This is a genomic window from Streptomyces sp. NPDC005863, from assembly GCF_042871345.1.
In the GTDB taxonomy this organism is placed as follows: Bacteria; Actinomycetota; Actinomycetes; order Streptomycetales; family Streptomycetaceae; genus Streptomyces.
Genome location: NZ_JBIAII010000017.1, coordinates 129,636 through 153,992, shown reverse-complemented (window position 1 = coordinate 153,992; position 24,357 = coordinate 129,636). Strand labels below are relative to the sequence as shown.

At 70.5% G+C, this 24,357-nt stretch carries 24 protein-coding genes and 1 riboswitch; of the genes, 7 read left to right on the top strand and 17 right to left on the bottom strand.

Annotation, left to right across the window (positions count from 1 at the left end):
- Nucleotides 1–107 precede the first annotated feature (107 nt).
- Entirely contained in the window at nucleotides 108–863 is a 756-nt protein-coding gene (rph, locus tag ACFYO9_RS37250; RefSeq protein ID WP_355816956.1) for a ribonuclease PH, read from the bottom strand.
- 149 nt (nucleotides 864–1,012) lie between these two features.
- Nucleotides 1,013–1,312, bottom strand: coding sequence for a PTS glucose/sucrose transporter subunit IIB (locus ACFYO9_RS37245; RefSeq protein WP_355816953.1), 300 nt, complete (start codon nucleotides 1,310–1,312; stop codon nucleotides 1,013–1,015).
- A gap of 144 nt (nucleotides 1,313–1,456) precedes the next feature.
- Here ACFYO9_RS37245 and ACFYO9_RS37240 point away from each other — a divergent pair, with 144 nt between their 5' ends.
- The 3 genes from ACFYO9_RS37240 (at nucleotide 1,457) to ACFYO9_RS37230 (ending at nucleotide 5,329) form a co-directional block, all read left to right on the top strand.
- Entirely contained in the window at nucleotides 1,457–2,770 is a 1,314-nt protein-coding gene (locus tag ACFYO9_RS37240) for a PTS transporter subunit EIIC (protein ID WP_358705579.1), read from the top strand.
- A gap of 266 nt (nucleotides 2,771–3,036) precedes the next feature.
- Entirely contained in the window at nucleotides 3,037–4,314 is a 1,278-nt protein-coding gene (locus ACFYO9_RS37235) for a PTS transporter subunit EIIC (protein WP_355816948.1), read from the top strand.
- Between the two features lie 88 nt (nucleotides 4,315–4,402).
- Nucleotides 4,403–5,329: a hypothetical protein gene (locus ACFYO9_RS37230; protein WP_358778652.1), complete on the top strand. Its 927-nt coding sequence runs from the start codon at nucleotides 4,403–4,405 to the stop codon at nucleotides 5,327–5,329.
- Nucleotides 5,330–5,381: 52 nt separating this feature from the next.
- Here the strand turns inward: ACFYO9_RS37230 and ACFYO9_RS37225 are convergent, their stop codons facing one another.
- Entirely contained in the window at nucleotides 5,382–6,134 is a 753-nt protein-coding gene (locus ACFYO9_RS37225) for an MBL fold metallo-hydrolase (protein ID WP_358778653.1), read from the bottom strand.
- Between the two features lie 199 nt (nucleotides 6,135–6,333).
- On the opposite strand from ACFYO9_RS37225, the gene ACFYO9_RS37220 reads away from it, so the two are divergent.
- Nucleotides 6,334–6,801 carry a type II toxin-antitoxin system PemK/MazF family toxin gene (locus ACFYO9_RS37220; protein ID WP_355816940.1) on the top strand — a complete coding sequence of 156 codons (468 nt, stop codon included), beginning with the start codon at nucleotides 6,334–6,336 and terminating at the stop codon, nucleotides 6,799–6,801.
- Between the two features lie 758 nt (nucleotides 6,802–7,559).
- Here the strand turns inward: ACFYO9_RS37220 and ACFYO9_RS37215 are convergent.
- The 10 genes from ACFYO9_RS37215 to clpS all read right to left on the bottom strand — a co-directional run bounded on the left by ACFYO9_RS37215 (nucleotide 7,560) and on the right by clpS (nucleotide 15,750).
- Nucleotides 7,560–8,513, bottom strand: a complete 954-nt coding sequence (locus ACFYO9_RS37215) for a cysteine synthase (protein ID WP_355816937.1) — start codon at nucleotides 8,511–8,513, stop codon at nucleotides 7,560–7,562.
- Nucleotides 8,514–8,525: 12 nt separating this feature from the next.
- Entirely contained in the window at nucleotides 8,526–8,804 is a 279-nt protein-coding gene (locus ACFYO9_RS37210; protein ID WP_355816935.1) for a MoaD/ThiS family protein, read from the bottom strand.
- A 206-nt stretch (nucleotides 8,805–9,010) separates the two neighbouring features.
- Entirely contained in the window at nucleotides 9,011–9,112 is a 102-nt protein-coding gene (locus ACFYO9_RS37205; protein ID WP_355816933.1) for a putative leader peptide, read from the bottom strand.
- A 66-nt stretch (nucleotides 9,113–9,178) separates the two neighbouring features.
- The gene (locus tag ACFYO9_RS37200) at nucleotides 9,179–9,985 is read right to left on the bottom strand and encodes an ABC transporter ATP-binding protein (protein ID WP_358778654.1); all 807 of its coding nucleotides are present in this window, start codon (nucleotides 9,983–9,985) and stop codon (nucleotides 9,179–9,181) included.
- Entirely contained in the window at nucleotides 9,982–11,040 is a 1,059-nt protein-coding gene (locus ACFYO9_RS37195; protein ID WP_388667083.1) for a FecCD family ABC transporter permease, read from the bottom strand. Before ACFYO9_RS37195 ends, ACFYO9_RS37200 begins: the two co-directional genes overlap by 4 nt.
- 128 nt (nucleotides 11,041–11,168) lie before the next feature.
- Entirely contained in the window at nucleotides 11,169–12,146 is a 978-nt protein-coding gene (locus ACFYO9_RS37190) for an ABC transporter substrate-binding protein (RefSeq protein WP_358778655.1), read from the bottom strand.
- A gap of 43 nt (nucleotides 12,147–12,189) precedes the next feature.
- A riboswitch (cobalamin riboswitch) is annotated at nucleotides 12,190–12,363 on the bottom strand.
- A complete protein-coding gene (locus tag ACFYO9_RS37185; protein ID WP_355816925.1) occupies nucleotides 12,327–12,749 on the bottom strand; it encodes a M67 family metallopeptidase in 423 nt (140 codons plus the stop codon). (Overlaps the previous riboswitch by 37 nt.)
- An 89-nt stretch (nucleotides 12,750–12,838) precedes the next feature.
- Nucleotides 12,839–14,341, bottom strand: a complete 1,503-nt coding sequence (locus tag ACFYO9_RS37180; RefSeq protein WP_358778656.1) for an amino acid permease — start codon at nucleotides 14,339–14,341, stop codon at nucleotides 12,839–12,841.
- Between the two features lie 381 nt (nucleotides 14,342–14,722).
- Entirely contained in the window at nucleotides 14,723–15,328 is a 606-nt protein-coding gene (locus tag ACFYO9_RS37175) for a DUF2017 domain-containing protein (RefSeq protein ID WP_358778657.1), read from the bottom strand.
- Nucleotides 15,329–15,435: 107 nt separating this feature from the next.
- Entirely contained in the window at nucleotides 15,436–15,750 is a 315-nt protein-coding gene (gene clpS / locus ACFYO9_RS37170; RefSeq protein ID WP_355816918.1) for an ATP-dependent Clp protease adapter ClpS, read from the bottom strand.
- A 91-nt stretch (nucleotides 15,751–15,841) separates the two neighbouring features.
- On the opposite strand from clpS, the gene ACFYO9_RS37165 reads away from it, so the two are divergent.
- Both ACFYO9_RS37165 and ACFYO9_RS37160 read left to right on the top strand, forming a co-directional pair.
- Complete coding sequence (locus ACFYO9_RS37165) at nucleotides 15,842–17,170, top strand: nicotinate phosphoribosyltransferase (RefSeq protein WP_358778658.1); 1,329 nt, start codon at nucleotides 15,842–15,844, stop codon at nucleotides 17,168–17,170.
- A gap of 167 nt (nucleotides 17,171–17,337) precedes the next feature.
- On the top strand, nucleotides 17,338–17,922 hold the full coding sequence (locus ACFYO9_RS37160) for an isochorismatase family protein (RefSeq protein ID WP_358778659.1): 585 nt from the start codon (nucleotides 17,338–17,340) through the stop codon (nucleotides 17,920–17,922).
- A gap of 147 nt (nucleotides 17,923–18,069) precedes the next feature.
- Here ACFYO9_RS37160 and ACFYO9_RS37155 read toward each other — a convergent pair whose 3' ends face one another.
- Together ACFYO9_RS37155 and ACFYO9_RS37150 are read right to left on the bottom strand one after the other, a co-directional pair.
- Nucleotides 18,070–18,378 carry a hypothetical protein gene (locus ACFYO9_RS37155; protein WP_355816910.1) on the bottom strand — a complete coding sequence of 103 codons (309 nt, stop codon included), beginning with the start codon at nucleotides 18,376–18,378 and terminating at the stop codon, nucleotides 18,070–18,072.
- A 156-nt stretch (nucleotides 18,379–18,534) separates the two neighbouring features.
- Nucleotides 18,535–20,949 (bottom strand): immune inhibitor A domain-containing protein, encoded by a 2,415-nt coding sequence (locus ACFYO9_RS37150; protein ID WP_358778660.1) that lies wholly within the window; start codon nucleotides 20,947–20,949, stop codon nucleotides 18,535–18,537.
- A 491-nt stretch (nucleotides 20,950–21,440) separates the two neighbouring features.
- Between ACFYO9_RS37150 and ACFYO9_RS37145 the strand changes: the two genes are divergently transcribed.
- Complete coding sequence (locus tag ACFYO9_RS37145) at nucleotides 21,441–21,725, top strand: hypothetical protein (RefSeq protein ID WP_358778661.1); 285 nt, start codon at nucleotides 21,441–21,443, stop codon at nucleotides 21,723–21,725.
- 83 nt (nucleotides 21,726–21,808) lie between these two features.
- Here ACFYO9_RS37145 and ACFYO9_RS37140 read toward each other — a convergent pair whose 3' ends face one another.
- Nucleotides 21,809–22,516, bottom strand: a complete 708-nt coding sequence (locus ACFYO9_RS37140) for an RDD family protein (RefSeq protein WP_355816901.1) — start codon at nucleotides 22,514–22,516, stop codon at nucleotides 21,809–21,811.
- A 120-nt stretch (nucleotides 22,517–22,636) separates the two neighbouring features.
- Nucleotides 22,637–24,289 (bottom strand): RDD family protein, encoded by a 1,653-nt coding sequence (locus ACFYO9_RS37135; protein WP_358778662.1) that lies wholly within the window; start codon nucleotides 24,287–24,289, stop codon nucleotides 22,637–22,639.
- Nucleotides 24,290–24,357 lie beyond the last annotated feature (68 nt).

The window sequence follows — 24,357 nt, the reverse complement described above, 5'->3', positions numbered from 1 at the left end:
CGCGCGGTTCTGCCCGTGCGCCCGTACTCGTAATAACGTCCCCCGGGGGGTGGGTGGTTGCTTCCGGGGCGGCGTGACCTACGTCGCCCGCGGGGCCGCCGCAGGCGCTACCGCGTCGCTTCGAGCGCCGCGCGCTGGAACGCGGCGAGCTCCTCGCAGCCGCCGACCGCGAGGTCGAGGAGCGCGTTGAGCTCCTTGCGGGCGAAGGGCTCGGCCTCGGCGGTGCCCTGGACCTCGACGAAGCGGCCGTCGCCGGTGCAGACGACGTTCATGTCGGTGTCGGCGCGCACGTCCTCCTCGTAGCAGAGGTCGAGGAGCGGGACGCCGTCGACGATGCCGACGGAGACGGCGCTGACGGTGCCGGTGAGCGGCTTGCGGCCGTGCTTGACGAGCTTCTTGCCCTGGGCCCAGGCGACGGCGTCGGCAAGGGCGACGTAGGCGCCGGTGATGGCGGCGGTGCGGGTGCCGCCGTCGGCCTGGAGGACGTCGCAGTCCAGGACGATGGTGTTCTCGCCGAGCGCCTTGTAGTCGATGACGGCGCGCAGGGAGCGGCCGATGAGGCGGGAGATCTCGTGGGTGCGGCCGCCGATCTTGCCGCGCACGGATTCGCGGTCGCCGCGGGTGTTGGTGGAGCGGGGCAGCATCGAGTACTCGGCGGTGACCCAGCCTTCGCCGCTGCCCTTGCGCCAGCGCGGCACGCCTTCGGTGACGGAGGCGGTGCAGAAGACCTTGGTGTCGCCGAAGGAGATGAGGACGGAGCCCTCCGCGTGCTTGCTCCAGCCGCGTTCGATGGCGATCGGGCGGAGCTGCTCGGGGGTGCGGCCGTCGATGCGGGGGGTGTCGATGCCGGGAGTTGAAGACATGCGTCGAGCCTAGCGGGAGGCGGGGGTGGGCTGGTTCCCGCGACCACGTACGGCCAAAGCATGTATGGCCAGAGGCCGGTCCCGCACGGCCGAAGGGCCCGTCCCGGCGTGCGGGAGGGCCCCTCAGGGGTGAGTCCGGAGGTCCGGTCTCACATCATGTCTTCGATGTCCGCCGCGATCGGGTCGGCGTCCGTGCCGATGACGACCTGGACGGCCGTGCCCATCTTGACGACGCCGTGCGCGCCGGCGGCCTTCAGCGCGGCGTCGTCGACCAGGGCCGGGTCCTTTACCTCGGTGCGCAGGCGGGTGATGCAGCCCTCGACCTCTTCGATGTTCTCGATGCCGCCGAGCCCGGCAACGATCTTCTCAGCCTTGCTGGCCATGTGTTTCTCCCTGTGTTTCTCGCGGCCGGGGGACCGCTTTGCCACGGTAACGCACGGTTGGACCATCTTCGCGGGCGGTTACGGCACTCGTGCCCAATGATGACGGTCAAGGTGCCGGCCCCGGCCGGGCGCCGCTCCCACACGTACCGCAACTGGTCTACACCAGTTTTCAACGACCGCCAAACCTGGCTTGTTCCGGGAGGGACGCCGATGAGTTCCCCAGCCGCCGCGGTGCCGCAGAAGAAGTGGTGGAACGGGCTTTTCCAGGGCCTGCAGAAGATGGGCCGGAGCCTGCAGCTGCCCATCGCCGTGCTGCCCGCGGCGGGCATCCTGAACCGTCTCGGGCAGCCCGACGTGTTCGGCGACGACGGTCTCGGGTGGACGAACGTGGCCAAGGTCTTCGCGGCCGCGGGCGGTTCGCTGCTCGACTCCACGCTCGGCCTGCCGCTGCTGTTCTGCATCGGCGTGGCCATCGGCATGGCGAAGAAGTCGGACGGTTCCACGGCGCTGGCGGCGGTCGCGGGGTTCCTCGTCTACTACGCGGTGCTGCGCGCCTTTCCCGACGACTGCCCGGTCGACACCACGTTCGGCGGCGCGGGGATGTGGGGCGGCGTCTGCGTGGCGGAGGACGGGACGGTCGCGCAGGCGCCGTACCAGAATCCGGGGGTCTTCGGCGGCATCGTGATGGGGCTGCTCGCGGCCTGGTTCTGGCAGCGCTACCACCGCGTGAAGCTGGTCGACTGGCTCGGCTTCTTCAACGGGCGCCGGCTCGTGCCGATCATCATGGCCTTCGTGGGGCTGGTCTTCGCGGGGCTCTGCGTGTGGATCTGGCCGCCCATCGGCGACGCGCTGACCAGCTTCTCCAAGTGGCTCGTCGACCTCGGCTGGCTGGGCTCGGGCATCTTCGGCGTCGCCAACCGCGCGCTGCTCACGGTCGGCCTGCACCAGTTCCTGAACACCTTCGTGTGGTTCCAGTTCGGCGACTACACCAAGCCGGACGGCACGATGGTGCACGGTGACATCAACCGGTTCCTCGCGGGTGACCCGACGGCGGGCCAGTTCACCTCCGGCTTCTTCCCGATCATGATGTTCGCGCTGCCCGCGGCGGCCCTCGCGATCACGCACTGCGCGCGTCCGGAGCGCCGCAAGGTGGTCGGCGGTCTGATGCTGTCGGTCGGTCTGACGTCGTTCGTCACGGGCATCACCGAGCCGATCGAGTACTCGTTCCTCTTCATCGCGCCCGCGCTGTACGCGATCCACGCGGTGCTGACCGGTGTGTCGATGGCGGTGACGTGGGCGCTGGGCGTGAAGGACGGGTTCAGCTTCTCCGCGGGGCTGATCGACTACGTCATCAACTGGAGCCTTGCGACCAAGCCATGGCTGATCATTCCGATCGGACTGTGCTTCGGCGTCGTGTACTACGCGCTGTTCCGCTTCGTCATCATCAAGTTCGATCTGCATACGCCGGGACGTGAACCGGAGGAGGAATCGGAGGCGTTGGACAAGGAGCAGACGAAGGCGTAACTTCCGCTCGCGGCGGGTTCCGCGTCCCCACTGACGGGCAGCAGACAGGCCCTCGGACCATGAGTCCGGGGGTCTTTGGTCTGTCATGTCGGGATATGGCGGACCCCACAGGAATCGCGGGTTCCTTACGTCACCTTCACCGTGCTACAACAGGTCTACACCACTTATTGGTGTAGACCACGCGGCCTTCTCGCCGCGTCCCCCAAAGACGCCGCCGTCTTCCACTTCCCTGTCCCCAGGCGGCGCCTTGCCCACTGGAGGAAGTTGTGCCCACGGCCAATGCCGCCCCCGCGGCCGAGAAGAAAAAGGGCGCCGGCGTGATGGCTGTCATGCAGCGCATCGGCCGCAGCCTCATGCTGCCGGTCGCCGTGCTGCCCGCCGCGGCCCTCTTGGTCCGCTTCGGCCAGGACGACATGCTCGGCAAGGAGTCCTTCCCGACCTTCATCAACAAGCTCGCGAGCTACATGGCGGCGGGCGGCGGCGCGCTGCTCGACAACATGGCGCTGCTGTTCTGCGTCGGCATCGCGATCGGCTTCGCGAAGAAGTCGGACGGCTCGACGGCCCTCGCGGCCGTCACCGGCTACCTTGTCTTCCAGAAGGTGCTCGCCACCTTCACGGACAAGAACCTGCCGAAGGTCGCCTCCGTCGTGGACGGCAAGATAGTCATGAACGAGGCGCCGGTGAACGCCGGTGTGCTCGGCGGCGTGGTCATGGGCATCATCGTCGCCCTGCTCTACCAGAAGTTCTACCGGACCAAGCTGCCCGACTGGGCCGGCTTCTTCGGCGGCCGCCGTCTCGTCCCGATCCTGTCCGCCTTCGCGGGTCTGGTCGCGGGCATCGTCTTCGGTCTGATCTGGCCGGTCCTCGGCACCGGCATCCACAACTTCAGTGAGTGGCTGGTCGGTTCGGGCGCCGTCGGCGCGGGTGTCTTCGGTGTCGCCAACCGCGCGCTGATCCCCGTCGGCATGCACCACCTCCTGAACTCCTTCCCGTGGTTCCAGGCGGGCACCCACACCGACGGCGGCGTGGACTACCACGGCGACATCGCGCGCTTCCTGCACCACGACCCGAGCGCGGGCCAGTTCATGACCGGCTTCTTCCCGATCATGATGTTCGCCCTCCCGGCCGCCTGCCTCGCGATCGTGCACTGCGCCCGTCCCGAGCGCCGCAAGGTCGTCGGCGGCATGATGTTCTCGCTCGCCGCCACCGCGTTCGTGACCGGTGTGACCGAGCCGATCGAGTTCACCTTCATGTTCATCGCGCCGGTCCTGTACGCGATCCACGCGGTGCTCACCGGTGTCTCCATGGCGCTGACCTGGGCGCTCGGCATGAAGGACGGCTTCGGCTTCTCGGCCGGCGCGGTCGACTTCCTGCTGAACCTCGGCATCGCGAAGAACCCGTGGGGCCTCGCCCTGGTCGGCCTCTGCTTCGCGGCGATCTACTACGTGGTCTTCCGCTTCGCGATCACCAAGTTCAACCTGCCGACGCCGGGCCGCGAGTCCGACGAGGAGCTCGCCGAGCTCCAGAAGGCCGAGGGCAAGTAGCCTCCGCCGCATCTCAGTGACGTAAGCCCCTCGCCATCGGTACGAACGGCGAGGGGCTTCGTCATGCCCGGCGGCATACGGTCGAGACATGAGCGACGAGCACGGCCCCCGGCCCACCCCCCGCATCCTCGACCTCGACCGCGAGCACCTCGCCGCCCTGCGCGGCCGCGCCCTGACCGCCTCGGTCGCCGCCGCCGAGGGCCGCACCATGGTCGCCGAGGTCTTCGCCGACAGCGCCGCCCTGATCCCGGTGCCGGGTATGCCGGGGGTGCACAACGCCGAGCTCGTGGCGGCCTTCGGCGCCGACATCGTCGTACTGAACCTGATCGAGCGCGCCTGGGACGGCGAGCGGCTCGACCTGCCGGGTCTCGGCACGTTCACCTCGATCGCCGACCTCGCCGCGTACATCGGCCGCCCGGTCGGCATCAACCTGGAGCCCGGCGACGTCCCCGAGATCCGCCGCGCCAGGCCGGAGTACGCCAGGCGCCTGATCGACATGGGCGCGGCGATGCTCTGCCTCACCGCCAACCCGGGCACGGGCGGGTCGTACGAGGGGCTGGCCCGGGTCACCGAGGAGCTGCGCGCCGGCCTCGGTGACGACGTGGCGCTGTGGAGCGGCAAGATGCACCACGCCGGGCATCCGGAGCGGCTCACGGTGGGCCGGCTGACGTCCCTGGTGGAGGCGGGCGCCGACGGGGTGGTCCTCCCCCTGCCGGGCACGCTGCCGGGCGTCACCCGCGAGCTGGCGGCCGAGGCGGTGGCGGCGGTGCAGGAGGCGGGCGCGGTGGCGATGGGCGCGATCGGCACCAGCCAGGAGGGCAGCCACGCGAACGTGGTGCCCCAACTCGCCCTGACGGCCAAGGAGGTGGGCATCGACGCCCACCACTTCGGGGACTCGTTCCTGCCGGGGATGTGCGACCCGGAGGTGATGTACGACTACTCGGTGGCGATCCGCGGCCGCCGCCACACATGGAACCGGATGGCGCTGGGCGGCCGCGGCTTCCGGCGGGGCTGAAACCGCTGCCGGCCGCACCGAGACCGCCCGGCCGGTCAGATGTCGTACGCGGTCAGATCTCGTACGAGGCGCCGGGGGCCGCCAGCTCGGTCGGGCCGTCGTACACGGCGCGGGCGTCGGCGAGGTTGACCTGGGGGTCCGTCCACGGCGGGATGTGGGTGAGCAGCATCCTGCCCGCACCGGCGCGCCGGGCGGACTCGCCCGCCTCGCGGCCGTTCAGGTGCAGGTCGGGGATGTTCTCCTTGCCGTGCGTGAAGGCCGCCTCGCAGAGGAAGAGGTCGGTGCCCCCGGCGAGTTCGTCCAGGGCCGCGGTGGGGCCGGTGTCCCCGGAGTACGTGAGGGACCTGCCGCCGTGCTCGACGCGGATGGCGTACGCCTCGACGGGGTGGCACATCTTCTCGGTGCGCACGGCGAACGGGCCGATGTCGAACGAGGCGGGCTTGACCGTGTGGAAGTCGAAGACCTCGCTCATCGAGGAGGCGGAGGGCGTGTCGGCGTACGCGGTGGTCAGCCGCTGCTCGGTGCCTTCGGGGCCGTAGACCGGGATGGGGGCGCAGCGGCCGCCCTCGTGCCGGTAGTAGCGGGCGACGAAGTACACGCACATGTCGATGCAGTGATCGGCGTGCAGATGGCTGAGGAAGACCGCGTCCAGGTCGTACAGGCCGATGTGGCGCTGCAGCTCGCCGAGGGCGCCGTTGCCCATGTCGAGCAGCAACCGGAAGCCGTCGGCCTCGACGAGGTAGCTCGAGCAGGCCGAGTCCGCGGACGGAAACGACCCCGAGCAGCCGACGACGGTGAGCTTCATGTAGCTGGAACCTCCGCGCTGACAGGAGAGCTGAGGGGTGGTGTGCGGTTCGTCGAGCGTAAGGCGCAAAAGGCCTGGTCGCTCCTCCGTCGCGGGCCGTTGTGGGGGAACTCACCTGCGCTGTCACCGGTTCGGGGGTCTCTCGGGGCGCCCGGGGCGCGGTGGGCGCCGCGGGGCGTGCGCCGGTACGGTCGTCCTCATGGACACGTCCTGGTGGCTCGCGCTGGCGGCCGTGGTGGTGCTCGCGCTCGTCGTCACGCTGGTGGACGGCTGGGGGCGCGGCCCCCGTGTGTCCAGCTCACGGCCGCCGGGCAGGACCCGGCCGCCGCGGGGCCCTCGGCGGCGGGGGCGGCTGCCGGCGCCGCGGCCCGCGGAGATCTGGTGGGCGCGGGTGCCGTACGAGGACGGCCCTGGCGGCAAGGACCGTCCCTGTCTGGTGCTTTCGGTACGGGGGCGGAGCGCGCGGGTCGCGAAGATCACGAGCAAGTACCACGACGAGCGGGCGGGCGTGATCACGCTGCCGCCGGGCGCGGTGGGCGACGCGCGGGGTCGCGCGAGCTTCCTGGAGACGGACGAGCTGCGGGAGGTCCCGCTGGACGACTTCAGGCGGCGGGCGGGGGTGGTGGATCCGGTGGTGTGGGATCAGGTGCGGTACCTGGCGGGCTGAGACGGTTCCCTCGCCGGCTGCGCCGAGCTCGTCCTCAGGCGCCGGACGGGCTGAAATCCCGCTGCCCTGGCCGGGACCCGAGCTAGGTCGGATCGCCGGCTCCGCCGAGCTCGTCCTCAAACGCCGGACAGGCTGAAACCCGTTGCCTGAACCGGCACCCCAGCTCGGTCGATCGCCGGCTCCGCCGAGCTCGTCCTCAAACGCCGGACGGGCTGAAATCCCCCCACTCAGCTCGGTCAATCGCTGGCTTCGCCTAGCTCGTCCTCAAACGCCGGACGGGCTGGAGATGGCTCCGCCGCTCGGCTGACTTCTCAGTCGGCGGAGCAGCGGTGTCTCGGACGCGGCGGAGTCGCAGCGCGTCCGAGGCGGGGATGCGACCCGGCCGACGCGGCTGTCTCAGCCCGTCCGGCGCTTGAGGACGAGCTCGGCGCAGTCGGCGATCCACCCCAACCCCGTCCCACCCCCCAAGCCCGTCCGGCGCTTGAGGACGAGCCTGGCGCAGCCGGCGATCCACCGAGCCACGTCACGCCCCCAGCCCGTCCGGCGTTTGAGGACGAGCTCGGCGGAGCCGGCGCATCGACCGAGCCCCGTCACCCCTGAGCCTCTTCGTCGCGGCTGTCTCAGCCCGTCCGGCGCTTGAGGACGAGCTCGGCGCAGCCGGCGAACCGCCCCAGCCCCGTCCCACCCCCCAAGCCCGTCCGGCGCTTGAGGACGAGCCTGGCGCAGCCGGCGAGAACCGTTCCCCGGGGCGGCAAGCCCTACGCCCAGAGTTGGCCCTGCAACGTTTCGATCGCCGCCTCCGTCGTCTCCGCCGTGTAGACGCCCGTCGACAGGTACTTCCAGCCGCCGTCGGCCACGACGAAGACGATGTCGGCCTGCTCGCCGGCCTTGACCGCCTTCCTGCCTACCCCGATCGCCGCGTGCAGCGCCGCCCCCGTGGAGACGCCCGCGAAGATCCCCTCCTGCTGGAGGAGTTCGCGGGTGCGGGTCACCGCGTCGGCCGAGCCGACCGAGAAGCGGGTGGTCAGGACCGACGCGTCGTACAGCTCGGGGACGAACCCCTCGTCGAGGTTGCGCAGGCCGTACACGAGGTCGTCGTAGCGGGGCTCCGCCGCGACGATCTTGATGTCCGGCTTCTGTTCGCGCAGGTAGCGGCCGACGCCCATGAGCGTGCCCGTCGTGCCGAGGCCCGCCACGAAGTGGGTGATGGAAGGGAGGTCGGTGAGGATCTCCGGGCCAGTCGTGGCGTAGTGGGCGCCCGCGTTGTCCGGGTTGCCGTACTGATAGAGCATCACCCAGTCGGGGTGCTCGGCGGACAGTTCCTTGGCGACGCGAACAGCCGTGTTGGAGCCGCCCGCCGCCGGCGAGGAGATGATCTCGGCGCCCCACATGGCGAGCAGCTCGCGCCGCTCCTGGGAGGTGTTCTCCGGCATGACGCACACGATGCGGTAGCCCTTGAGCCTGGCCGCCATGGCGAGCGAGATGCCGGTGTTGCCGGAGGTCGGCTCCAGGATCGTGCAGCCGGGCGTCAACCGGCCGTCCTTCTCGGCCTGTTCGACCATGTGGAGGGCGGGCCGGTCCTTGATGGAGCCGGTCGGGTTGCGGTCCTCCAGCTTGGCCCAGACCCGGACCTCGTCCGAGGGCGAGAGCCGCGGCAGGCGGACGAGCGGCGTGTTGCCGACCGCGGCGAGCGGGGAGTCGTAGCGAGGCATCCGGGATCGGGCCTAGACCATGCCGCCGGCGACGGCCGGCAGGATCGTGACGCTGTCGCCGTCGGCGAGCTTCGTGGAGATGCCGTCGAGGAAGCGGACGTCCTCGTCGTTCAGGTACACGTTCACGAAGCGGCGCAGCTTGTCGCCGTCCACGATGCGCTCGGCGATGCCGTTGTGGCGCGAGTCGAGGTCGGTGAAGAGCTCGGCGAGGGTGTCCCCGCTGCCCTGGACGGCCTTCTCGCCGTCGGTGTAGGTGCGGAGGATGGTCGGGATGCGGACCTCGATGGCCATGCTGGGGCTCCTGTCGTGGGTCGAGAAGTGCGAAGAGTGCGAAGAGTGCGAAGAGTGCGGGAAGTACGAGGAGTGCGAGGAGTGCGAGGAGTGCGAGGAGTGCGAGAAGTACGGGTGGCGGCGCGCCTGCTGCGCTGTGCCCGCCGTGGTGCGGTGCCCGGTGGCACGCGGACGTACGGAGTGCGACGGCGCCACGGCCGTGCGGTTCAGCGGGAACAGATCGCGCTGGCGAGGCGGCACAGGTCGACGTGCAGCCGCGCAACGAGCAGTGCGCCCGGCGTCTTTTCGCTCACGTCGTGGGGAACCATGCGGTCATCGTATCGATTCCCGGTCCGGATCCCGGAGTGTGATCTCAGCTGGTGGACGGAATCCGTTCAGGATGCGGGCGGCGGCAGATAGACGACCGTCGGGGCGCCGGTCAGCGGATGGGTGCTGACCTCGGCGGTCACCCCGTACACGGTGGCGAGCAGCTCGGTGGTGAGGACCTCTTTCGGCGCCCCGGAGGCGACGAGTCGGCCGCCGTCGAGGACGTACAGGCGGTCGCAGAAGTACGCGGCGAGGTTCAGGTCGTGCAGGGCCAGGAGGTTCGTCGTGCCCAGGCCCCGTACGAAGGAGAGGATCTCCAGCTGGTAGCGGATGTCCAGGTGGTTGGTGGGTTCGTCGAGGACGACCAGGGTCGGCTCCTGGACCAGCGCGCGGGCCACCAGCGCGCGCTGCCGCTCGCCGCCGGAGAGCGAGGGGAAGGCGCGGTCGGCGAGCTCCTCGACGCCGACCCGGGCGAGCGCCGCCGCGACGAGCGTGTCGTCGGCGGCCGTGTCGGCCTCCCAGAACCGCTTGTGCGGGGAGCGGCCCATCGCGACGACCTGCCGGACGGTGAGTTCGAACGCCGTCTGCCCGTCCTGCGGAACCGTGGCGAGGCGGCGGGCGCGCGCCTTCGCGGACAGCGTGTGCAGGTCGTCGCCGTCGAGGAGGGCGCGGCCCGCGGTGGGGCGCAGCGTGCCGTACACGCAGCGCAGCAGGGTGGTCTTGCCGCTGCCGTTGGGTCCGACGACGCCGACGGTCTCGCCGGGGTCGGCGGTGAGGTCGACGGCGTCGACGAGGAGACGTCCTTCCACCTCGTACGAGAGTGCTTCGGCGCGCAGCGCGCCGACCGTCCGGGGCGGATGGGGCGGATGGGTCATACCGCCACTCCTTCGGGGCGCCGCCGCAGCAGCCACAGGAAGAACGGTCCGCCGGTCAGCGCGGTGAGCACGCCGACGGGGATGTCCTGCGGGGCGACGACGGTACGCGCGGCGAGGTCGGCGGCGACCAGGAAGACCGCGCCCATCAGCGCCACCACCGGGAGCAGGGCGCGGTGGGCGGCGCCGACCAGCATGCGGGCGGCGTGCGGCACCATCAGGCCGATGAAGCCGATGGCCCCGCTGTAGGCGACCAGGACGCCGGTGAGCAGCGAGACGAGGACGAAGACTCCGGCGCGGAAGCGGGCCGCGTCCAGGCCGAGGACGGTGGCGCCCTCCTCGCCGGCGAGGAGCAGGTCGAGGGGGCGGGCCAGAGCCATCAGGAGGGCCGTGCCGACGAGCAGGGCCGCGCAGGGCAGGGCGATCATGCCCCAGCGGGCGCTGCCGAGTCCGCCGAGCGTCCAGTACAGGACTTCCTTGAGGTGGTCGGCGCTGTCGGCGGTGACCAGGATGAGGCTGGTCAGCGCGGTGAGGATGTACGAGACGGCGACGCCCGCGAGGATCAGCCGGCCGGTGGCGAAGCCGCCGCCGCTCCTGGCCAGCGAGTAGACGAGGACCAGGGAGATCAGGGCGCCCGCGAAGGAGGCGGCCGGGATGGTGACGGTGGTCGACAGGGCTGCGCCGAGCCCGAAGACGCCGCCGAGCACGATCGCGGAGACCGCGCCGACGGAGGCGCCGGAGGAGACGCCGAGCAGGAACGGGTCGGCGAGGGGGTTGCGGACGAGGGCCTGCAGGACGGTGCCGATGACGGCGAGTCCCGCGCCTACGGCTGCGCCGAGCAGGACCCTGGGGAGGCGGACGTCCAGCACGATGGTGCGGAAGGGGGAGGGCTCCGCCCTGCCCGTCAGGGCCTCGACCACGTCGCCCGGCGGGATGCGGACGGAGCCCAAGGCCAGCCCGGCGAGTATCGCTGCCGCGAGGGCCACGGTGAGCCCTGTCAGGGTGAGGAGGCGGCGCCCCCGTGCGTCCCGTCGATCGCCCTTCGGGCTCGTCCTCAAACGCCGGACGGGCTGAAAGATCCGCCCCACGGGCTGGATGAGTCGCCCCGCGGGCTGAAGGATCCGCCCCGCGGGCTGAATGAGTCGCCCGACAGGCTGAATGAGCCGCCGCGCGGGCTGGATGCCCCTCACAGCTGCGCCGCCAGCTTCCTCACCGCCTGCGGTGCTCGTACGCCGGTGACCACGTCCGACAGCCGCAGCACCGCGAAGCTCTTGTTCTTGACGGCCGGGACGTCCTGGAGGGCCGGGTCGTCCAGGAGGCGCTTCTTCTTCTGGGCGACCGTCGTCGCGCCGTAGTCGAGGATCAGGATGGTCTCGGGCCCGCGCTCGACCACCTTCTCCCAGGAGGCGTCGGTGAAGGACTTGTCGACGTCGGCGAAGACGTTGCGGCCGCCGGCCCGTTCGATGATGTCGTTGCCGATGCCGCGGCCGCCCGCGGTGAACGCGGTCTTGTCGCCGCTGTCGTAGACGAAGACGGAGTGCCGCTTCTTGCCCCGGGACTTCGCCGCGGTGGCGGCCAGTTCGCTGCGGGCGCCCTCGACCCACTTCTCGGCGCGGCCGCGCACCCCGAAGGTGGCGCCGACCTCGCGGACCTCGCGGTAGACGTCGTCCATGGAGACCGGCTTCTTCGCGCAGCCCTCGACGTTCAGGCGGGTCTTGATGCCCGACTTGGCGAGCGCGGGGCGGCCGCGGCCGTCGCCCGCGAGGAAGGCGCTCGGGTAACCGCCGTACACGAAGTCGGGGTTGGCGGCGAGCAGCTTCTCGTACGAGGGGTACTCCTCGGCGAGCGCGGGGCGTGACGTGTACGCCTTCTCGTACTTCGGCAGGACCTTGTCGTCGAGGTAGGCGGTGCCCGCGATGCGGTCGGCGAGGCCGAGTTCCAGCATCACCTCGGTGGTGTGCTGGTTCATGGTGACGGCGCGCTTCGGGGGTGCGTCGTACGTCGTCCGCACACCGCAGTTGGTGACGGTGTACGGGAATCCGGCGGCCTTGGCGGCGGGTTTCGCGTCACCTCCGGAACCGGAGGACGAGCACGCGGCGAGCGGGACGAGCAGGGTGGCCGCGGCGAGTGCGCGTATGCCGGGGTGGCGGTGACGGCGGGACATGGCTGAGCTGCCTCCTCCAGGGGATTTCCGCGTCCCCTGTGTTGCGTGGAGAAGGGCGGCAGGTCAGTTCCTGACTCCCCCGGCCCCGGCGCTGCTTGCCGGGTGGAACGGGGTCACAGTGGCGGGACCGTGCCGGGTTCGCACCGGCTTCCTGGGTCCTGCCGCCCTCATGAGTAAAGCTCAGTATGCCTCGACGACCTTTACCTCTTCCTCGGTGACCTCGCCGTCCACGATCCGGTACGAGCGGAACTGGAAGGGGCCCGCGCCGTCGGTGTCGGCGGTGGAGACCAGGACGTAGTGCGCGCCGGGCTCGTTGGCGTACGTGATGTCGGTGCGCGAGGGGTAGGCCTCGGTCGCCGTGTGCGAGTGGTAGACGATCACCGGCTCCTCGTCGCGGTCGTCGAGATCGCGGTAGAGCTTGAGCAGGTCACCCGAGTCGAACTCGTAGAACGTGGGCGAGCGCGCGGCGTTGAGCATCGGAATGAACCGCTCGGGCCGGTCGGTGCCCTCCGGTCCCGCGACCACGCCGCAGGCCTCGTCGGGGTGGTCCTTGCGCGCGTGCGCGACGATCTGGTCGTGGAGGGCCTGGGTGATGGTCAGCATGGGAGCCAGGATAAGCAGAGGGCCCGCATCGTACCGAAGTGTGGTACGGGCGGGCCCACATGCTGGACAGCGGCCTTGGGGACGGCCGGTCAGTCCTTGTCGAGCGGGTCCCTGTCGGACGTACCGCCCTGGACGCCGACCTTCTGCCGGTTGAAGGCCGCGGCCTGCGGGTTGCGGCTCTTGAGCACCAGGTACGACACGGTCAGGATCGCGGCCCAGACCGGGGCGGCGTACAGCGAGATCCGCGCGTCCTTGTCGACGCCCATCATCACGATGACCATGCCGATGAAGAGCAGCGCGAACCAGCTGGTGTACGGGGCTCCGGGCGCCCGGAAGGTGGACTGCGGCAGCTCGCCGCGGTCGGCCTTGCGGCGGTAGCGGATCTGGCAGCACAGGATCATGATCCAGGCCCACATGCCGGAGATGGTCGCGAAGGAGACGACGTAGTTGAACGCCTCGCCCGGCCACTGGTAGTTGATCCAGACGCCGACGAGCATGAACGCGGCCGAGACGGTGGTGCCGGTCAGCGGCAGGCCGTTCTTCGTGAGCTTGGTGAAGAACTTCGGGCCCTGGCCGTTGAGCGCCAGGTCGCGCAGCATGCGGCCGGTGGAGTACATGCCGGAGTTGCAGGAGGAGAGCGCGGCGGTGAGGACCACGAAGTTCACGATGGCGGCGCCGACGCCGAGACCCATCTCCTCGAAGGCCTTCACGAACGGCGAGACGCCCGGCTTGAATGAGGTCCACGGGACCACCGACAGGATCATGATCAGCGCGCCGACGTAGAAGACGGCGATGCGCCACGGCACGGTGTTGATGGCCTTGGGCAGGACGGTCTTGGGGTCCTTGGACTCGCCCGCGGTGACGCCGACCAGCTCGACGGCGAGGAAGGCGAACATCACGATCTGCAGGGTCATCAGCGTGGAGCCGATGCCGTTGGGGAAGAAGCCGCCCTCGTCCCAGAGGTGGGTCACCGACGCGGTGTCACCGGCGTCGGAGAAGCCGATGGTGAGGATGCCGACGCAGATCAGGATCATGCCGATGATGGCGGTGACCTTGACCATCGAGAACCAGAACTCCAGCTCACCGAAGAGCTTCACGGAGATGAGGTTCGCGCCGTACAGGATGACGGTGAAGACGAGCGCGTAGGCCCATTGTGGGAACGAGTCGTGGGTCCAGTACTGCATGTACTGGGCGGCCGCGGTGACTTCCGTGATGCCGGTGACGACCCAGAAGAGCCAGTACGTCCAGCCGGTCACGAATCCGAAGAACGGGCCCATGAACTCGCGTGCGTACTCCGAGAAGGAGCCGGACACGGGCCGGTACATGAGGAGCTCGCCGAGCGCCCGCATGATGAAGAAGATGACGAGGCCCGCGATGGCGTACGCCAGGATGAGGCTGGGACCGGCCTTGTGGATGGCCTTGCCCGCGCCGAGGAACAGGCCGGTGCCGATGGCACCGCCGATCGCGATCATCTGGATCTGCCGGGCTCCGAGCCCGCGCTGGTAACCCTCGCCCTCGCCGGACGGGCCGCCCTGCACGACACCATTGCCGCCAGGCTCGCCGTGGTGCTCTTCGACCTGCACTGAGGTCATGGTGACGCCTTTCTCCATGCTGATCCGCGCCCGCACATCTGCGTTGTGGCTGCGGATCAGGTCCTGATCCCCCCGGATATGGATGGAGTGCTACCGGCGGTCTGCCGGCTGAAGCGCCCTCGGCGACATGGGTGGCGTCGCCGAGCGGTCGTGAAGATGTATCACGGTGAACGAAGTGAGGAAATGAGCCACCTGTGGCGCAGAACACAGGGAGAAGCGGACAAAGCGCCCTAGACATGGCAAAGCAGGGCAATGCCGTGACGCGATCGTTATCCGGATTTGAGGATCCGCTGAGCGAACGGCCCGCCCGATGAACGGAACCTGTCTACTACAACAAATTTTGCTGCCCTCTGCACCTAAGTGTGGCGAGGGCCGCACCGATCAGTCCAGCAACGTCCCGACCAGGGTTTCCTGCAGTCCGCCCAGCCAGAGGTAGGCCATCACCATGGGCTTGCGGGGGTCGCTGTCGGGGAGCCGGTAGAGCAGATCGACGTCCTCCTCGTCGGTGACCTCCAGGCGGGTGCCGATCGCGAGCCGTAGGTCGTTGAGGGCGCCGAGCCAGTGGCGGGACTCCTCGACCGACAGTTTCAGGACAGCTCCGCCGTCGCCGGCGGCGGTCGTCGCGTCCAGGCAGCGGATCACCACGAGGGCGTCGTCGCGCTTCTTGGCCCGCAGATCGTTCTCCGTGAAGCGGCGGAACTCCGCGGAGTACGCCCGCGTTTCGTCGGGGCCCCCCGCCGAACCGTCCTCGCCCCCCGGGCCGCCGTACGCGTCGGGCAGCAGGCGCTTCATCACCGGGTCGGCGGGCGGCTCGCTCGGCCCCTCGGCGAAGAGCTCCGCGAGGGGGTCGTCGGAGACCTCGCCGCCCGGCCCGGGACCGATCAGCTCGAGGAGCTGCACGGCGAGGGAACGGATGATCGAGATCTCGACCTCGTCGAGCGCGACGGCTGCGCCGCCCCCCGGCATCGGTTCGAATTGTCCTGGCATCAGATGCGTCGCTGCTTCCGGTCCGTACGCGGCGGGCGGTCCGCTCCTCGCGGCCCGCTTCTTGCGGTCCCTGCGCGCGGTCCCTGCCGGGCCCCGCGCGCGGTCCCCTACTTGCGGTCCTGCTGAAGGGTGGCCCAGAGGCCGTAGCCGTGCATGGCCTGCACGTCGCGCTCCATCTCCTCGCGGGTGCCGCTGGAGACGACCGCGCGGCCCTTCTGGTGCACGTCCATCATCAGCTTCGTGGCCTTCTCCTTCGAGTAACCGAAGTACGTCTGGAACACGTACGTCACGTAACTCATCAGGTTGACCGGGTCGTTGTGGACGAGCGTGATCCAGGGGACGTCCGGTTCGGGGACGACCATGGCCTCTTCGGCCGATTCCGGTCGGGTGATTTCTGCGGGAGCCGTACTCACCCGGCCCATGCTGCCACCCCGCGGAGCGCCTCGCACAAATGGCCTCCCGCGCGCCCCGCGAAATCGTCAGAGTGACGAGATTGGGGGTAGCATCCTTCGTATGAACACAGCGGACCTTGGCCTGCCGGTGGATGTTCCGTCGACAGCGCTCTTCACCGACCAGTACGAGCTGACGATGCTGCAGGCCGCGCTGAAAGCGGGGACCGGGGACCGGCGTTCGGTCTTCGAGGTCTTCACCCGCAGACTCCCCGAGGGCCGGCGCTACGGCGTGGTGGCCGGAACGGGACGGGTCCTGGACGCCGTGGAGAACTTCCGCTTCGACGCCGACGTCCTCGGCTTCCTGCGGGAGCGCGGCATCGTCGACGAGGCGACCCTCACGTGGCTGGCCGACTACCGCTTCGGCGGCGACATCTGGGGCTACCCCGAGGGCGAGGTCTACTTCCCCGGCTCGCCGATCCTGCGGGTCGAGGGCTCCTTCGCGGAGTGCGTGCTCCTGGAGACGGTGATCCTCTCCATCCTCAACCACGACTCGGCCATCGCGGCCGCGGCCTCCCGGATGTCCTCGGCCGCCGGCGGCCGGCCGCTGATCGAGATGGGCGCCCGCCGCACCCACGAGCTGGCCGCGGTGGCCGCGTCCCGCGCGGCGTACGTCGGGGGCTTCGCGACCACGTCGGACCTGGCGGCCGGGTTCCGCTACGACATCCCGACCGTCGGCACCAGCGCCCACGCGTTCACTCTGCTGCACGACAACGAGCGCGACGCCTTCCAGGCCCAGGTGGACTCCCTCGGCCCCGGCACGACCCTGCTGGTGGACACGTACGACGTGACGGAGGCGGTCCGCACCGCCGTCGAGGTCGCCGGGCCCGAGCTCGGCGCCGTCCGCATCGACTCCGGCGACCTGCTGCTCGTCGCGCACCGGGTACGCCAGCAGCTGGACGAGCTCGGCGCGACCAAGACGAAGATCGTCGTCACCTCCGACCTCGACGAGTACGCCATCGCGTCGCTCGCGGCGGCGCCCGTGGACGCGTACGGGGTGGGCACGCAGCTCGTCACCGGGTCCGGGCACCCCACCTGCTCGATGGTCTACAAGCTGGTGGCCCGCGCGCACTCGGCGGACCCGAAGGCGCCGCTGGAGCCGGTGGCGAAGAAGTCGATGGGCGCGAAGTCGTCCCTCGGCGGCCGCAAGTGGGCGGCGCGGCGCAGCGACGCGTACGGGGTCGCCGAGGCGGAGGTGGTCGGCACGGGCCCGGTCCCCGCGGACCTCGCCGACCGCACGCTCCTGGTCGAGCTGGTCAAGGGCGGCGAGATCGTCGCCCGCGAGCCCCTCGACACGGTCCGAGCCCGCCACACCGCGGCCCGCGCCCACCTCCCCCTCTCGGCGACCCAGCTATCGCGCGGCGAGGCGGTCATTCCCACGGAGTACGTCTGACCCAGGGAGTACGTCTGATCCACGGAGTACGTCCGAGGGGGCCACGCGGCCCCTCGTCGGATGGTGGGCCGGCCCCCTCCCGGAACGTGTGTGAAGTCTCTACGCTCGGTTCATCCGGCCGAGTCCCCCACCGGTCCCCCGCCCTGCCGAACCGAAGGACACCCGCCATGCGCCGCGCACTGATCGTCGTAGACGTGCAGAACGACTTCTGCGAAGGCGGCAGCCTCGCGGTCGCCGGTGGGGCGGACGTGGCCGCCGCCATCACCGAGCTGATCGGCCAGGGCCAGCCGGGGTACCGGCACGTCGTCGCCACCCGCGACCACCACATCGACCCGGGCGACCACTTCTCCGACCACCCCGACTACGTCGACTCCTGGCCGCCGCACTGCGTGGCCGGCACCGAGGGCATCGGGTTCCACCCGAACTTCGCCCCCGCGGTCGCCTCCGGCGCGATCGACGCGGTCTTCTCCAAGGGCGCGTACTCGGCGGCGTACAGCGGCTTCGAGGGCGTGGACGAGAACGGGCTCTCCCTGGCGCGGTGGCTGCGGGAGCGGGAGATCACCGAGGTCGACGTGGTGGGCATCGCCACGGACCACTGCGTTCGCGCCACCGCTGTGGATGCGGCGCGGGAAGGGTTCCGGACGACCGTGCTTCTGGACCTCACGGCGGGGGTCGCGGCGGCGACCACGGAGGCGGCGATGGCCGAGCTCCGCTCGGCCGGGGTGGAACTCACGGGCAAGCCCGTCGTCTGACCTGCGGGCCGGTGGGGGCTTGTCGCGCAGTTCCACGCGCCCCTGAGTGGTCCTGCGTACCGCCCGAGCGAAGGTGCCGTTCAGGGGCGCGGGGAACTGCGCGACCGGCCACGGCGGGCCCGCAGACGCACGACAACCAGCAGAGTCTCAGAGCGGGAGTCTCCGCAGGGCTCGGATCGGGTGCCAGAGCTCGGACGCATCGTCCCGCGCCGTGCGCCATATGAGGCCGTCCGGATGGTGCAGCACCGCCGTCACCTCGTCCGGCGTCGGCGGTTCCGCGTTGCCCCGCAGGTACACCGCCCGCATGCCCAGATTCCGCAGCCTGGTCAGGGCCCGCGCCCGGTTCACGGCGTGCACGATCATCCTGACCGTGCCGCCGGCCGGCTGCGGGCTCGGCAGGGTCAGCGCCACCACCACGCTGCCGTTCGGCAGCTTGCAGAAACCTCCTGCGGACATGTTTCGTCACACCCCCGTGAGACATCGCACGGGGCCGTGGACCGGTCTGTCCGGGCCCCGCGTCAATAAGAAATCCTCAGGACGCACCTAAACACGATCGGCCGCCGCCCGCTAGGGGGCGACGGCCGATCATGGCTTGACCTGCGAAAACGCTAGTTACTTCCTGGAGGGGCCCACCTGGACCGTGATCGAGGAGCCGTCCTTCGGCTGCTTGATGATCTTGATCTGAGTGTTCGTGTCAGTGACCTTCACACTTCCGGTGGGGTTCTCCTTGTACCAGTAGGTGCCCTTGTGGTCGTCGAAGACCGGGACACCCTTCTGGGACTTGATCTTGAGCGCGACGTCCGCGTTGTGGAGCGTGAACTTGTCCGTCGCGAACTTGCTGAACGGCGCGTCGAACGGCTGGATCTTGTTCCGCAGAACCGTGCCGTCCTTCCACTTCAGCGGCTTCGCGTGCGCGTCCACCGGCAGGATCAGGCCCTCGCCCGGGTGGGCGCTGGTGTTGTTGTCCTTCTGCGAGGTGTCCCACTGCCAGACCATGAGGCCGGTCTGGTACGCGTAGTGCTCGACCCAGTCGGGACGGGTCCGCGAGAAGCCGAAGTTGTACGGGCCGACCTTCAGGGTCTTGTCGTACGAGACGTACTGGCGGTTCTCGGCGAGGTAGTACTGGTCGTACTTCTTGGTGAAGGACTCGCCGATGCGCGAGAAGCCCTTCGCCGTCCAGCCGTTGTCGTCGCCCTCGGCGCCGTCCTCGAACAGCTTGGTGCCGTCCGCGGTGACCGCGATGGCGTCCGCGGCGAAGCCCTTGCCGCCCGCGCCGCCGTCGGTGGAGTAGCGGAAGCGGACGTCGATCTTCTTGCCCGCGTAGGCGTCGAGCGGGAAGACCAGCTTCTTGTACGCGCCCGAAGCACCGGTCAACGCGGGCTTGTCGCCGGCGTCACGGGTGATCGGCTGGCCGTCCGCGGTACCGTCCACCGGCGTCCAGTTGGCGCCGTTGTCCGTCGAGACCTCGGTGTAGAGGTAGTCGTAGTTGGCCTCGATGTCCCACCAACCCTGCAGCGAGAGATCGGCCTTGGACTTGCCGGTCAGGTCGACCGAGCGGGTCAGGGTGTTCTTGAGGTCGTCGCCCTGGTCGCTCCACCACTGCTTGGTGCCCTCGGCGGGCTTCACGACCTTGGTGGTGACGGACTTCTTCGGCAGGTCGACGACGAGCGCCTGGCGGTGGCGGGTGTTGTACTCCGAGACGCCCAGCTTGTGCTCGGACGTCGTCGCGGCCTTCGCCTTGGCGTAGTCGAGCCAGCCCAGCTGGAACTTGTCCCAGGCGGTCATGTCGCCGGGCATGTCGCCGATGGCGTCCTTGCCGGTGCCGAGCCAGGAGCCCGCCGACATCAGCGACCAGAAGCCGACCGAGTTGTCGCCCTTGCCCGTGGTGTCGTACAGGTCGGGCAGGCCCAGGTCGTGGCCGTACTCGTGGGCGAAGACGCCGAGGCCGCCGTTCTCCGGCTGCATCGTGTAGTCGCCGACCCAGATGCCCGTGTCGCCGATCTGGGTGCCGCCGGCCTTGTTGTTGCCGGGGCCGGTGCTGCCCGCGTCGTTGCCGTACGCGTACCAGCGGTGCGCCCACAGGGCGTTCTCGCCCTCGGCGCCGCCGCCGGCCGACTCGTCCTCGCCCGCGTGCACGAGCTGGAAGTGGTCGATGTAGCCGTCCGGCTCGTTGAAGTTGCCGTCGCCGTCGAAGTCGTAGCGGTCCCAGAGGTCGTACTTGGCCAGGTCCGCCTTGATCTGCGCGTCCGTGCGGCCCTTGGCCTTCTGGTCCTTGGCCCAGGCGGTCACGCCGTCCTTGACCGCGTCCCAGACGTTCGGGCAGTTGGTGTCGCCGCAGTAGTTCGAGCCGTAACGCGCCTCGTTGTTCTCGACCTTGACCCAGTCGGAGACCTCACCGTCGACCGAGTAACGGCCCGAGGAGGTCTTCTCGTAGTAGGTCTTCAGCGAGTGCTTGGCCTTGCCCTTGGCGTCCTTGCCCTTGCCGAAGTACAGGTCCTGGAAGTGCTTCTGGTTGTAGTCCTTCTGCCAGGCCGTGCTGTTGTCCTTGGCACGGTCCGGCTTGGCTATCTTGTTGTGCGCGGGGCCTGCCTTGCCGCCGTACTTCTTGACCGGCGGCTGCGGGCCGTCGGGCCCGTCCGGGTCGTACATGGTCGTGTCGTCGACCTTGTTCCCGAACTCCACGAGGATCGTGAAGATCTTGTCGGTCTTCTCCCGGCCCAGCTCGACGTACTTCTTGTCGTCGAGCTTGACGACCTGGGAGCCACCCTTCTTCTGGACCTTGGCGTCGCCCGCGACGACCTGCTGCAGAGCCGCCTTGCGCTGCTGCGCCTGCTGCTTGCTGAAGGGTCCGTCGAGGTCGTGGTCGACCTGCGCCTTGGTCCGCGACGGGTCCTGGCGGTCGATGGCCGGAGCCCCCGACGAGGTCCCGCCGTCGGCCGAGGCCGTCGCCGCAGAGAACGTCGCGGCGGCAGCGGCCATCGCCACGGCCACCGCGGTGGCTCTGAACGTCCGTGTTCTGGCTGTCACTTGGTGTTTTCCTCCCCCGCGCCCGCGCGAAAATGGCGGACCGAGATCCCGGTCGGAGGAGGTCCGCGCGCGATGTACGCGTCACAAGTGACGACATTCGACCGGAAGTACGGGAGAAAAGACAGACCTTGACTTGCACAGGCCAAGTGCACTATGCAGAAGCGGAACACCGCTATGCGGACACGGCACACGCCCCGCCGGAGCGGGCCAACGGGCGCGCCGCACCGTCCACTTGATGGACGCCATGAACCCGTGCGCCCCCTGTGCTGCTGCACCGTGGGTTAGGTCACGCTTACCAACCGTTCCCGTCGGGCATGGTGCGGAATAGAGTCAATCGACGGTGCGCCACCGCGCTGGGCGACACATCCCAAGTCGCCGCCGTCAGGCACCCTTTGATTCGCAACAGCCGTTCCCACACCCGCATCCGCCCCCATGGCTCACAAGGCGTGGGGGGATCACTGCCGAGGACGGATCACGTCATGCCGCGTCCCATGCCACGTCCGACCACCGCACAGATCACCTACGGTTCGGTGACCGTCATCCTGTCGACCCTCGCGATGCTGCTGCTCTCCCAGACCGCCTCGGGAGTCGGCATCGCCGTGATAGCCATGGCCGCGCTCGGCCTCGGCTTACTGGTCGCCATGACGGTGCCGCTGCCGAAACAGCCCGCGGCGCCCGCCGCCCGCACCGCGCCTGCGGCCGCCCCCGCCGGCGACCGCGTCCCGGCGCAGCGCTCCGTGCTCGCCGACTCCGTACGCGAACCGGCGGGCCCGTGACCCACGGACCCGCCACCACCACCTGACGCCGATGGGCGCCGGTCACCGCTGAACGCCGGCCGCCCCTGGACGCCGGGCCACCCCTAGACGCTGACCACCACCGTCTTGGCGGCCTTGTCGTGCAGGCCCTGCTTGTAGGGCTTGTCGAAGAAGCTCCAGCCGCCGCAGATCGCCGTCCAGATGCAGGCGCAGCAGAAGGCGAACGGCAGCCAGAGCACGGCCGCGCGGGCCAGCGAGGTCTGCAGGCTCGGCGTGGCCCCGTCGTTGAGGTTCGCGACGCGCATGCCCAGCCACTTCTTGCCGAGCGTCTGCCCGGTCCTGGAGATCATGAAGGTGTCGTACGCGATGTAGAGCACGGCGGCCAGCAGGGCCTGGCCGAACGAGCGGCCCGTGTTCACGTCGTCCGGGTCGATGTCGTACTCGGCGGTGCCGAAGGCCCACGACAACAGGGCGACGACGATGCCCACCAGAATCATGTCGATGACGCGGGCGAGCGTCCGCTTGCCGCTGTCGGCGAGCGGCGGCATCCCGGCGAGGGGATCCTGCCCGCCGTGCCCGCCCCCGTACGGGTCGCCTCCGTAGGGCGGGGGCCCGGAGCCCGGCGGGGTGCCGTAAGGGGAGCCGCCGCCCGCGCCCGGCGGCGGGGTGCCGTAGGGGGAGCCGCCGCCCGGGGGCGGGCCCGTGGGCGGGGTGTCGTACGGCGAACCGCCGCCCTGCGGGGGCTGCTGCGGGGGCTGCTTCTTGAACGGGTCGTCGTCCGGCGGCGGGTATTGCGGCGGTTCGGTGCTCATGGCCCGAGTCGACCGCGCCGGTCCCCGCTCCGCATCCGGCGAGCGGCTGACCGGGTTACCCGGCCGTCACCCCCGCCGCCCCGCCGTCACCTCACCGCCGCCCCGCCGCCGCGCCCGCCGTCACCCCGCGACAAAGGTGTTCGCCGCCTTGTCGTGCCAGCACTGGCGCCACGGCCGGTCGAAGACGCACCACACCATGCCCACCACGCCGATCACCAGGACGCCCGGCACGCTGTACACCAGCCAGCGCCGCAGCGCCGCCCCGAAGGTCGGCGCCTCGTGCTCCTCGATGTCGCGCACCTGGAGCCCGCACACCTTCTTGCCGAGGGTGCGGCCCCACTTGGCGGTGGGCAGTGCCTCGTAGACGACGCCGAAGAGGAGCAGGACGGCGAGGACGATGCCGAGGTAGCCCGCGGTGGTGCCGTCCAGCAGCCAGACCGTGGTCTTCTGGCCGGACAGCTTCGCCGCGTCGATCTTGCTGTCGACGTGGTCGGCGGCCTTGGTGCCGAGCGGCAGCGCGGCGGCGCCGGTGACGGCGGCGAGCGCGACGGTGTCGATGAGCCGGGCCACCAGGCGCCTGCCGAGTCCCGCGGGGCGCGCCGCGGCCTGGGCGCGGGCGACCGCGAGGAACGGGTCCTCGGCCACCGGCTTCCACGGCACGACGGGCTGCCCCTCGCCCTCCTGTGCGGGGGCGGGGCCCGGTGTGGGCGTCCCGGGCTGCGGCTGTGCGAGCTGGTGCACCTGCTGCGCCCAGGAGGGCGAGCCGCCGCCGGGCCCCGAGGTGACGGGGGCGGGGACGCCACCCTGCTGCGGCACGGAGGACTGGGGCTGGGGCTGGGGCTGGGGTTGGGGCTGCTGGTGGGGCTGGGGCTGGGCGTGCGGCTGAGGCTGGGGCTGCGGTTGCGGTTGCGGCTGCTGGTGCGCCGGGGTCGGTGCGGGGGCCGGGGTCGGCGCCGGGGCCGGGCCCGAGGCGGCCGGGTCGGCGGTCTGCTGCGGTACGGGCGACTGCGCGGCCGCGGTCCGACCGCCGCCCCGCAGCGCCGACTTGGGCCGGATCGCGCGGATCGACATGGTGCCGTCGGTGCCGGCCGAGGGGGCGGGCGTGGCCGCGCCGCCTGGCCTGCCCGCGGCGGGCGGCACGGGGCCCGTCGGGCGGCGGAACGTCACCGTGCCCTCGCCGGTCGGCGGCTTCGCCGTGCCCGGCGGCACGGCGCGGATCGTCACCGTGCCGGGGTTGCTCTCGTCCTGCGGCGGCTCGGCGGGCCGCAGCGCCGTGCCGGGGGCCGGGGACTCCGCGCGGGGCGCCGCGTCGCTCGGCACGCGCGGGTCGGGCTGGCCCGGGGCGCCCCAGACCACCTTGTGGTCCGGCTCGCCGCCGAGGCCGGTCTGGCGGCCCGCGTCCGCGCCCCACGCCGACGCGGGTTCGGGCCGGGAGCCGTGCTGGTCGGCGCGGCCGGCCTGCTCCGGACCACCGGACTGCGCCGGGCCGCCGGACTGCTGGGGCCCGCCGGCCGGCGGGTCTTCGTCGAAGAAGTGCGGGCCCGTCTCCTCCACGGCGGGCGGCACCGCGGAACCTGCACCCGCGTCGGGGCCGATACCCGCACCCGCACCGGGCGGAGGCGGCAGCGGTTCGCCGTCGGACGGCGCGGGACGGCTCGTACCGGGGACCCAGGCGGCACCGTTCCAGTACCGGACATATCCGGGAATGGACGGGTCGGGGTAGTAGCCTTCGCGCGGCCGGTCGTCGCCTGGGGCCGGAGTTGGGGCGCTCATGTCCGTCGTCCCGTATCTGCTCGGGGGTCTTCTGGGGGCTCCACATCTATCAGACCTCCGTGTCCCAC

Excerpts from the sequence above, each read along its gene's own strand:
- ACFYO9_RS37185 (WP_355816925.1), bottom strand. The coding sequence starts at position 12,749 with ATGCTGACCATCACCCAGGCCCTCCACGACCAGATCGTCGCGCACGCG.
- rph (WP_355816956.1), bottom strand. The coding sequence starts at position 863 with ATGTCTTCAACTCCCGGCATCGACACCCCCCGCATCGACGGCCGCACC.
- ACFYO9_RS37245 (WP_355816953.1), bottom strand. The coding sequence starts at position 1,312 with ATGGTCCAACCGTGCGTTACCGTGGCAAAGCGGTCCCCCGGCCGCGAG.
- ACFYO9_RS37165 (WP_358778658.1), top strand. The coding sequence starts at position 15,842 with ATGAACACAGCGGACCTTGGCCTGCCGGTGGATGTTCCGTCGACAGCG.
- ACFYO9_RS37210 (WP_355816935.1), bottom strand. The coding sequence starts at position 8,804 with ATGGCCATCGAGGTCCGCATCCCGACCATCCTCCGCACCTACACCGAC.
- ACFYO9_RS37215 (WP_355816937.1), bottom strand. The coding sequence starts at position 8,513 with ATGCCTCGCTACGACTCCCCGCTCGCCGCGGTCGGCAACACGCCGCTC.
- ACFYO9_RS37160 (WP_358778659.1), top strand. The coding sequence starts at position 17,338 with ATGCGCCGCGCACTGATCGTCGTAGACGTGCAGAACGACTTCTGCGAA.
- ACFYO9_RS37155 (WP_355816910.1), bottom strand. The coding sequence starts at position 18,378 with ATGTCCGCAGGAGGTTTCTGCAAGCTGCCGAACGGCAGCGTGGTGGTG.
- ACFYO9_RS37190 (WP_358778655.1), bottom strand. The coding sequence starts at position 12,146 with ATGTCCCGCCGTCACCGCCACCCCGGCATACGCGCACTCGCCGCGGCC.
- ACFYO9_RS37145 (WP_358778661.1), top strand. The coding sequence starts at position 21,441 with ATGCCACGTCCGACCACCGCACAGATCACCTACGGTTCGGTGACCGTC.
- ACFYO9_RS37205 (WP_355816933.1), bottom strand. The coding sequence starts at position 9,112 with ATGGTTCCCCACGACGTGAGCGAAAAGACGCCGGGCGCACTGCTCGTT.
- ACFYO9_RS37135 (WP_358778662.1), bottom strand. The coding sequence starts at position 24,289 with ATGAGCGCCCCAACTCCGGCCCCAGGCGACGACCGGCCGCGCGAAGGC.
- ACFYO9_RS37240 (WP_358705579.1), top strand. The coding sequence starts at position 1,457 with ATGAGTTCCCCAGCCGCCGCGGTGCCGCAGAAGAAGTGGTGGAACGGG.
- ACFYO9_RS37220 (WP_355816940.1), top strand. The coding sequence starts at position 6,334 with ATGGACACGTCCTGGTGGCTCGCGCTGGCGGCCGTGGTGGTGCTCGCG.
- ACFYO9_RS37200 (WP_358778654.1), bottom strand. The coding sequence starts at position 9,985 with ATGACCCATCCGCCCCATCCGCCCCGGACGGTCGGCGCGCTGCGCGCC.
- ACFYO9_RS37225 (WP_358778653.1), bottom strand. The coding sequence starts at position 6,134 with ATGAAGCTCACCGTCGTCGGCTGCTCGGGGTCGTTTCCGTCCGCGGAC.
- ACFYO9_RS37140 (WP_355816901.1), bottom strand. The coding sequence starts at position 22,516 with ATGAGCACCGAACCGCCGCAATACCCGCCGCCGGACGACGACCCGTTC.
- ACFYO9_RS37175 (WP_358778657.1), bottom strand. The coding sequence starts at position 15,328 with ATGCCAGGACAATTCGAACCGATGCCGGGGGGCGGCGCAGCCGTCGCG.
- ACFYO9_RS37180 (WP_358778656.1), bottom strand. The coding sequence starts at position 14,341 with ATGACCTCAGTGCAGGTCGAAGAGCACCACGGCGAGCCTGGCGGCAAT.
- clpS (WP_355816918.1), bottom strand. The coding sequence starts at position 15,750 with ATGGGCCGGGTGAGTACGGCTCCCGCAGAAATCACCCGACCGGAATCG.
- ACFYO9_RS37230 (WP_358778652.1), top strand. The coding sequence starts at position 4,403 with ATGAGCGACGAGCACGGCCCCCGGCCCACCCCCCGCATCCTCGACCTC.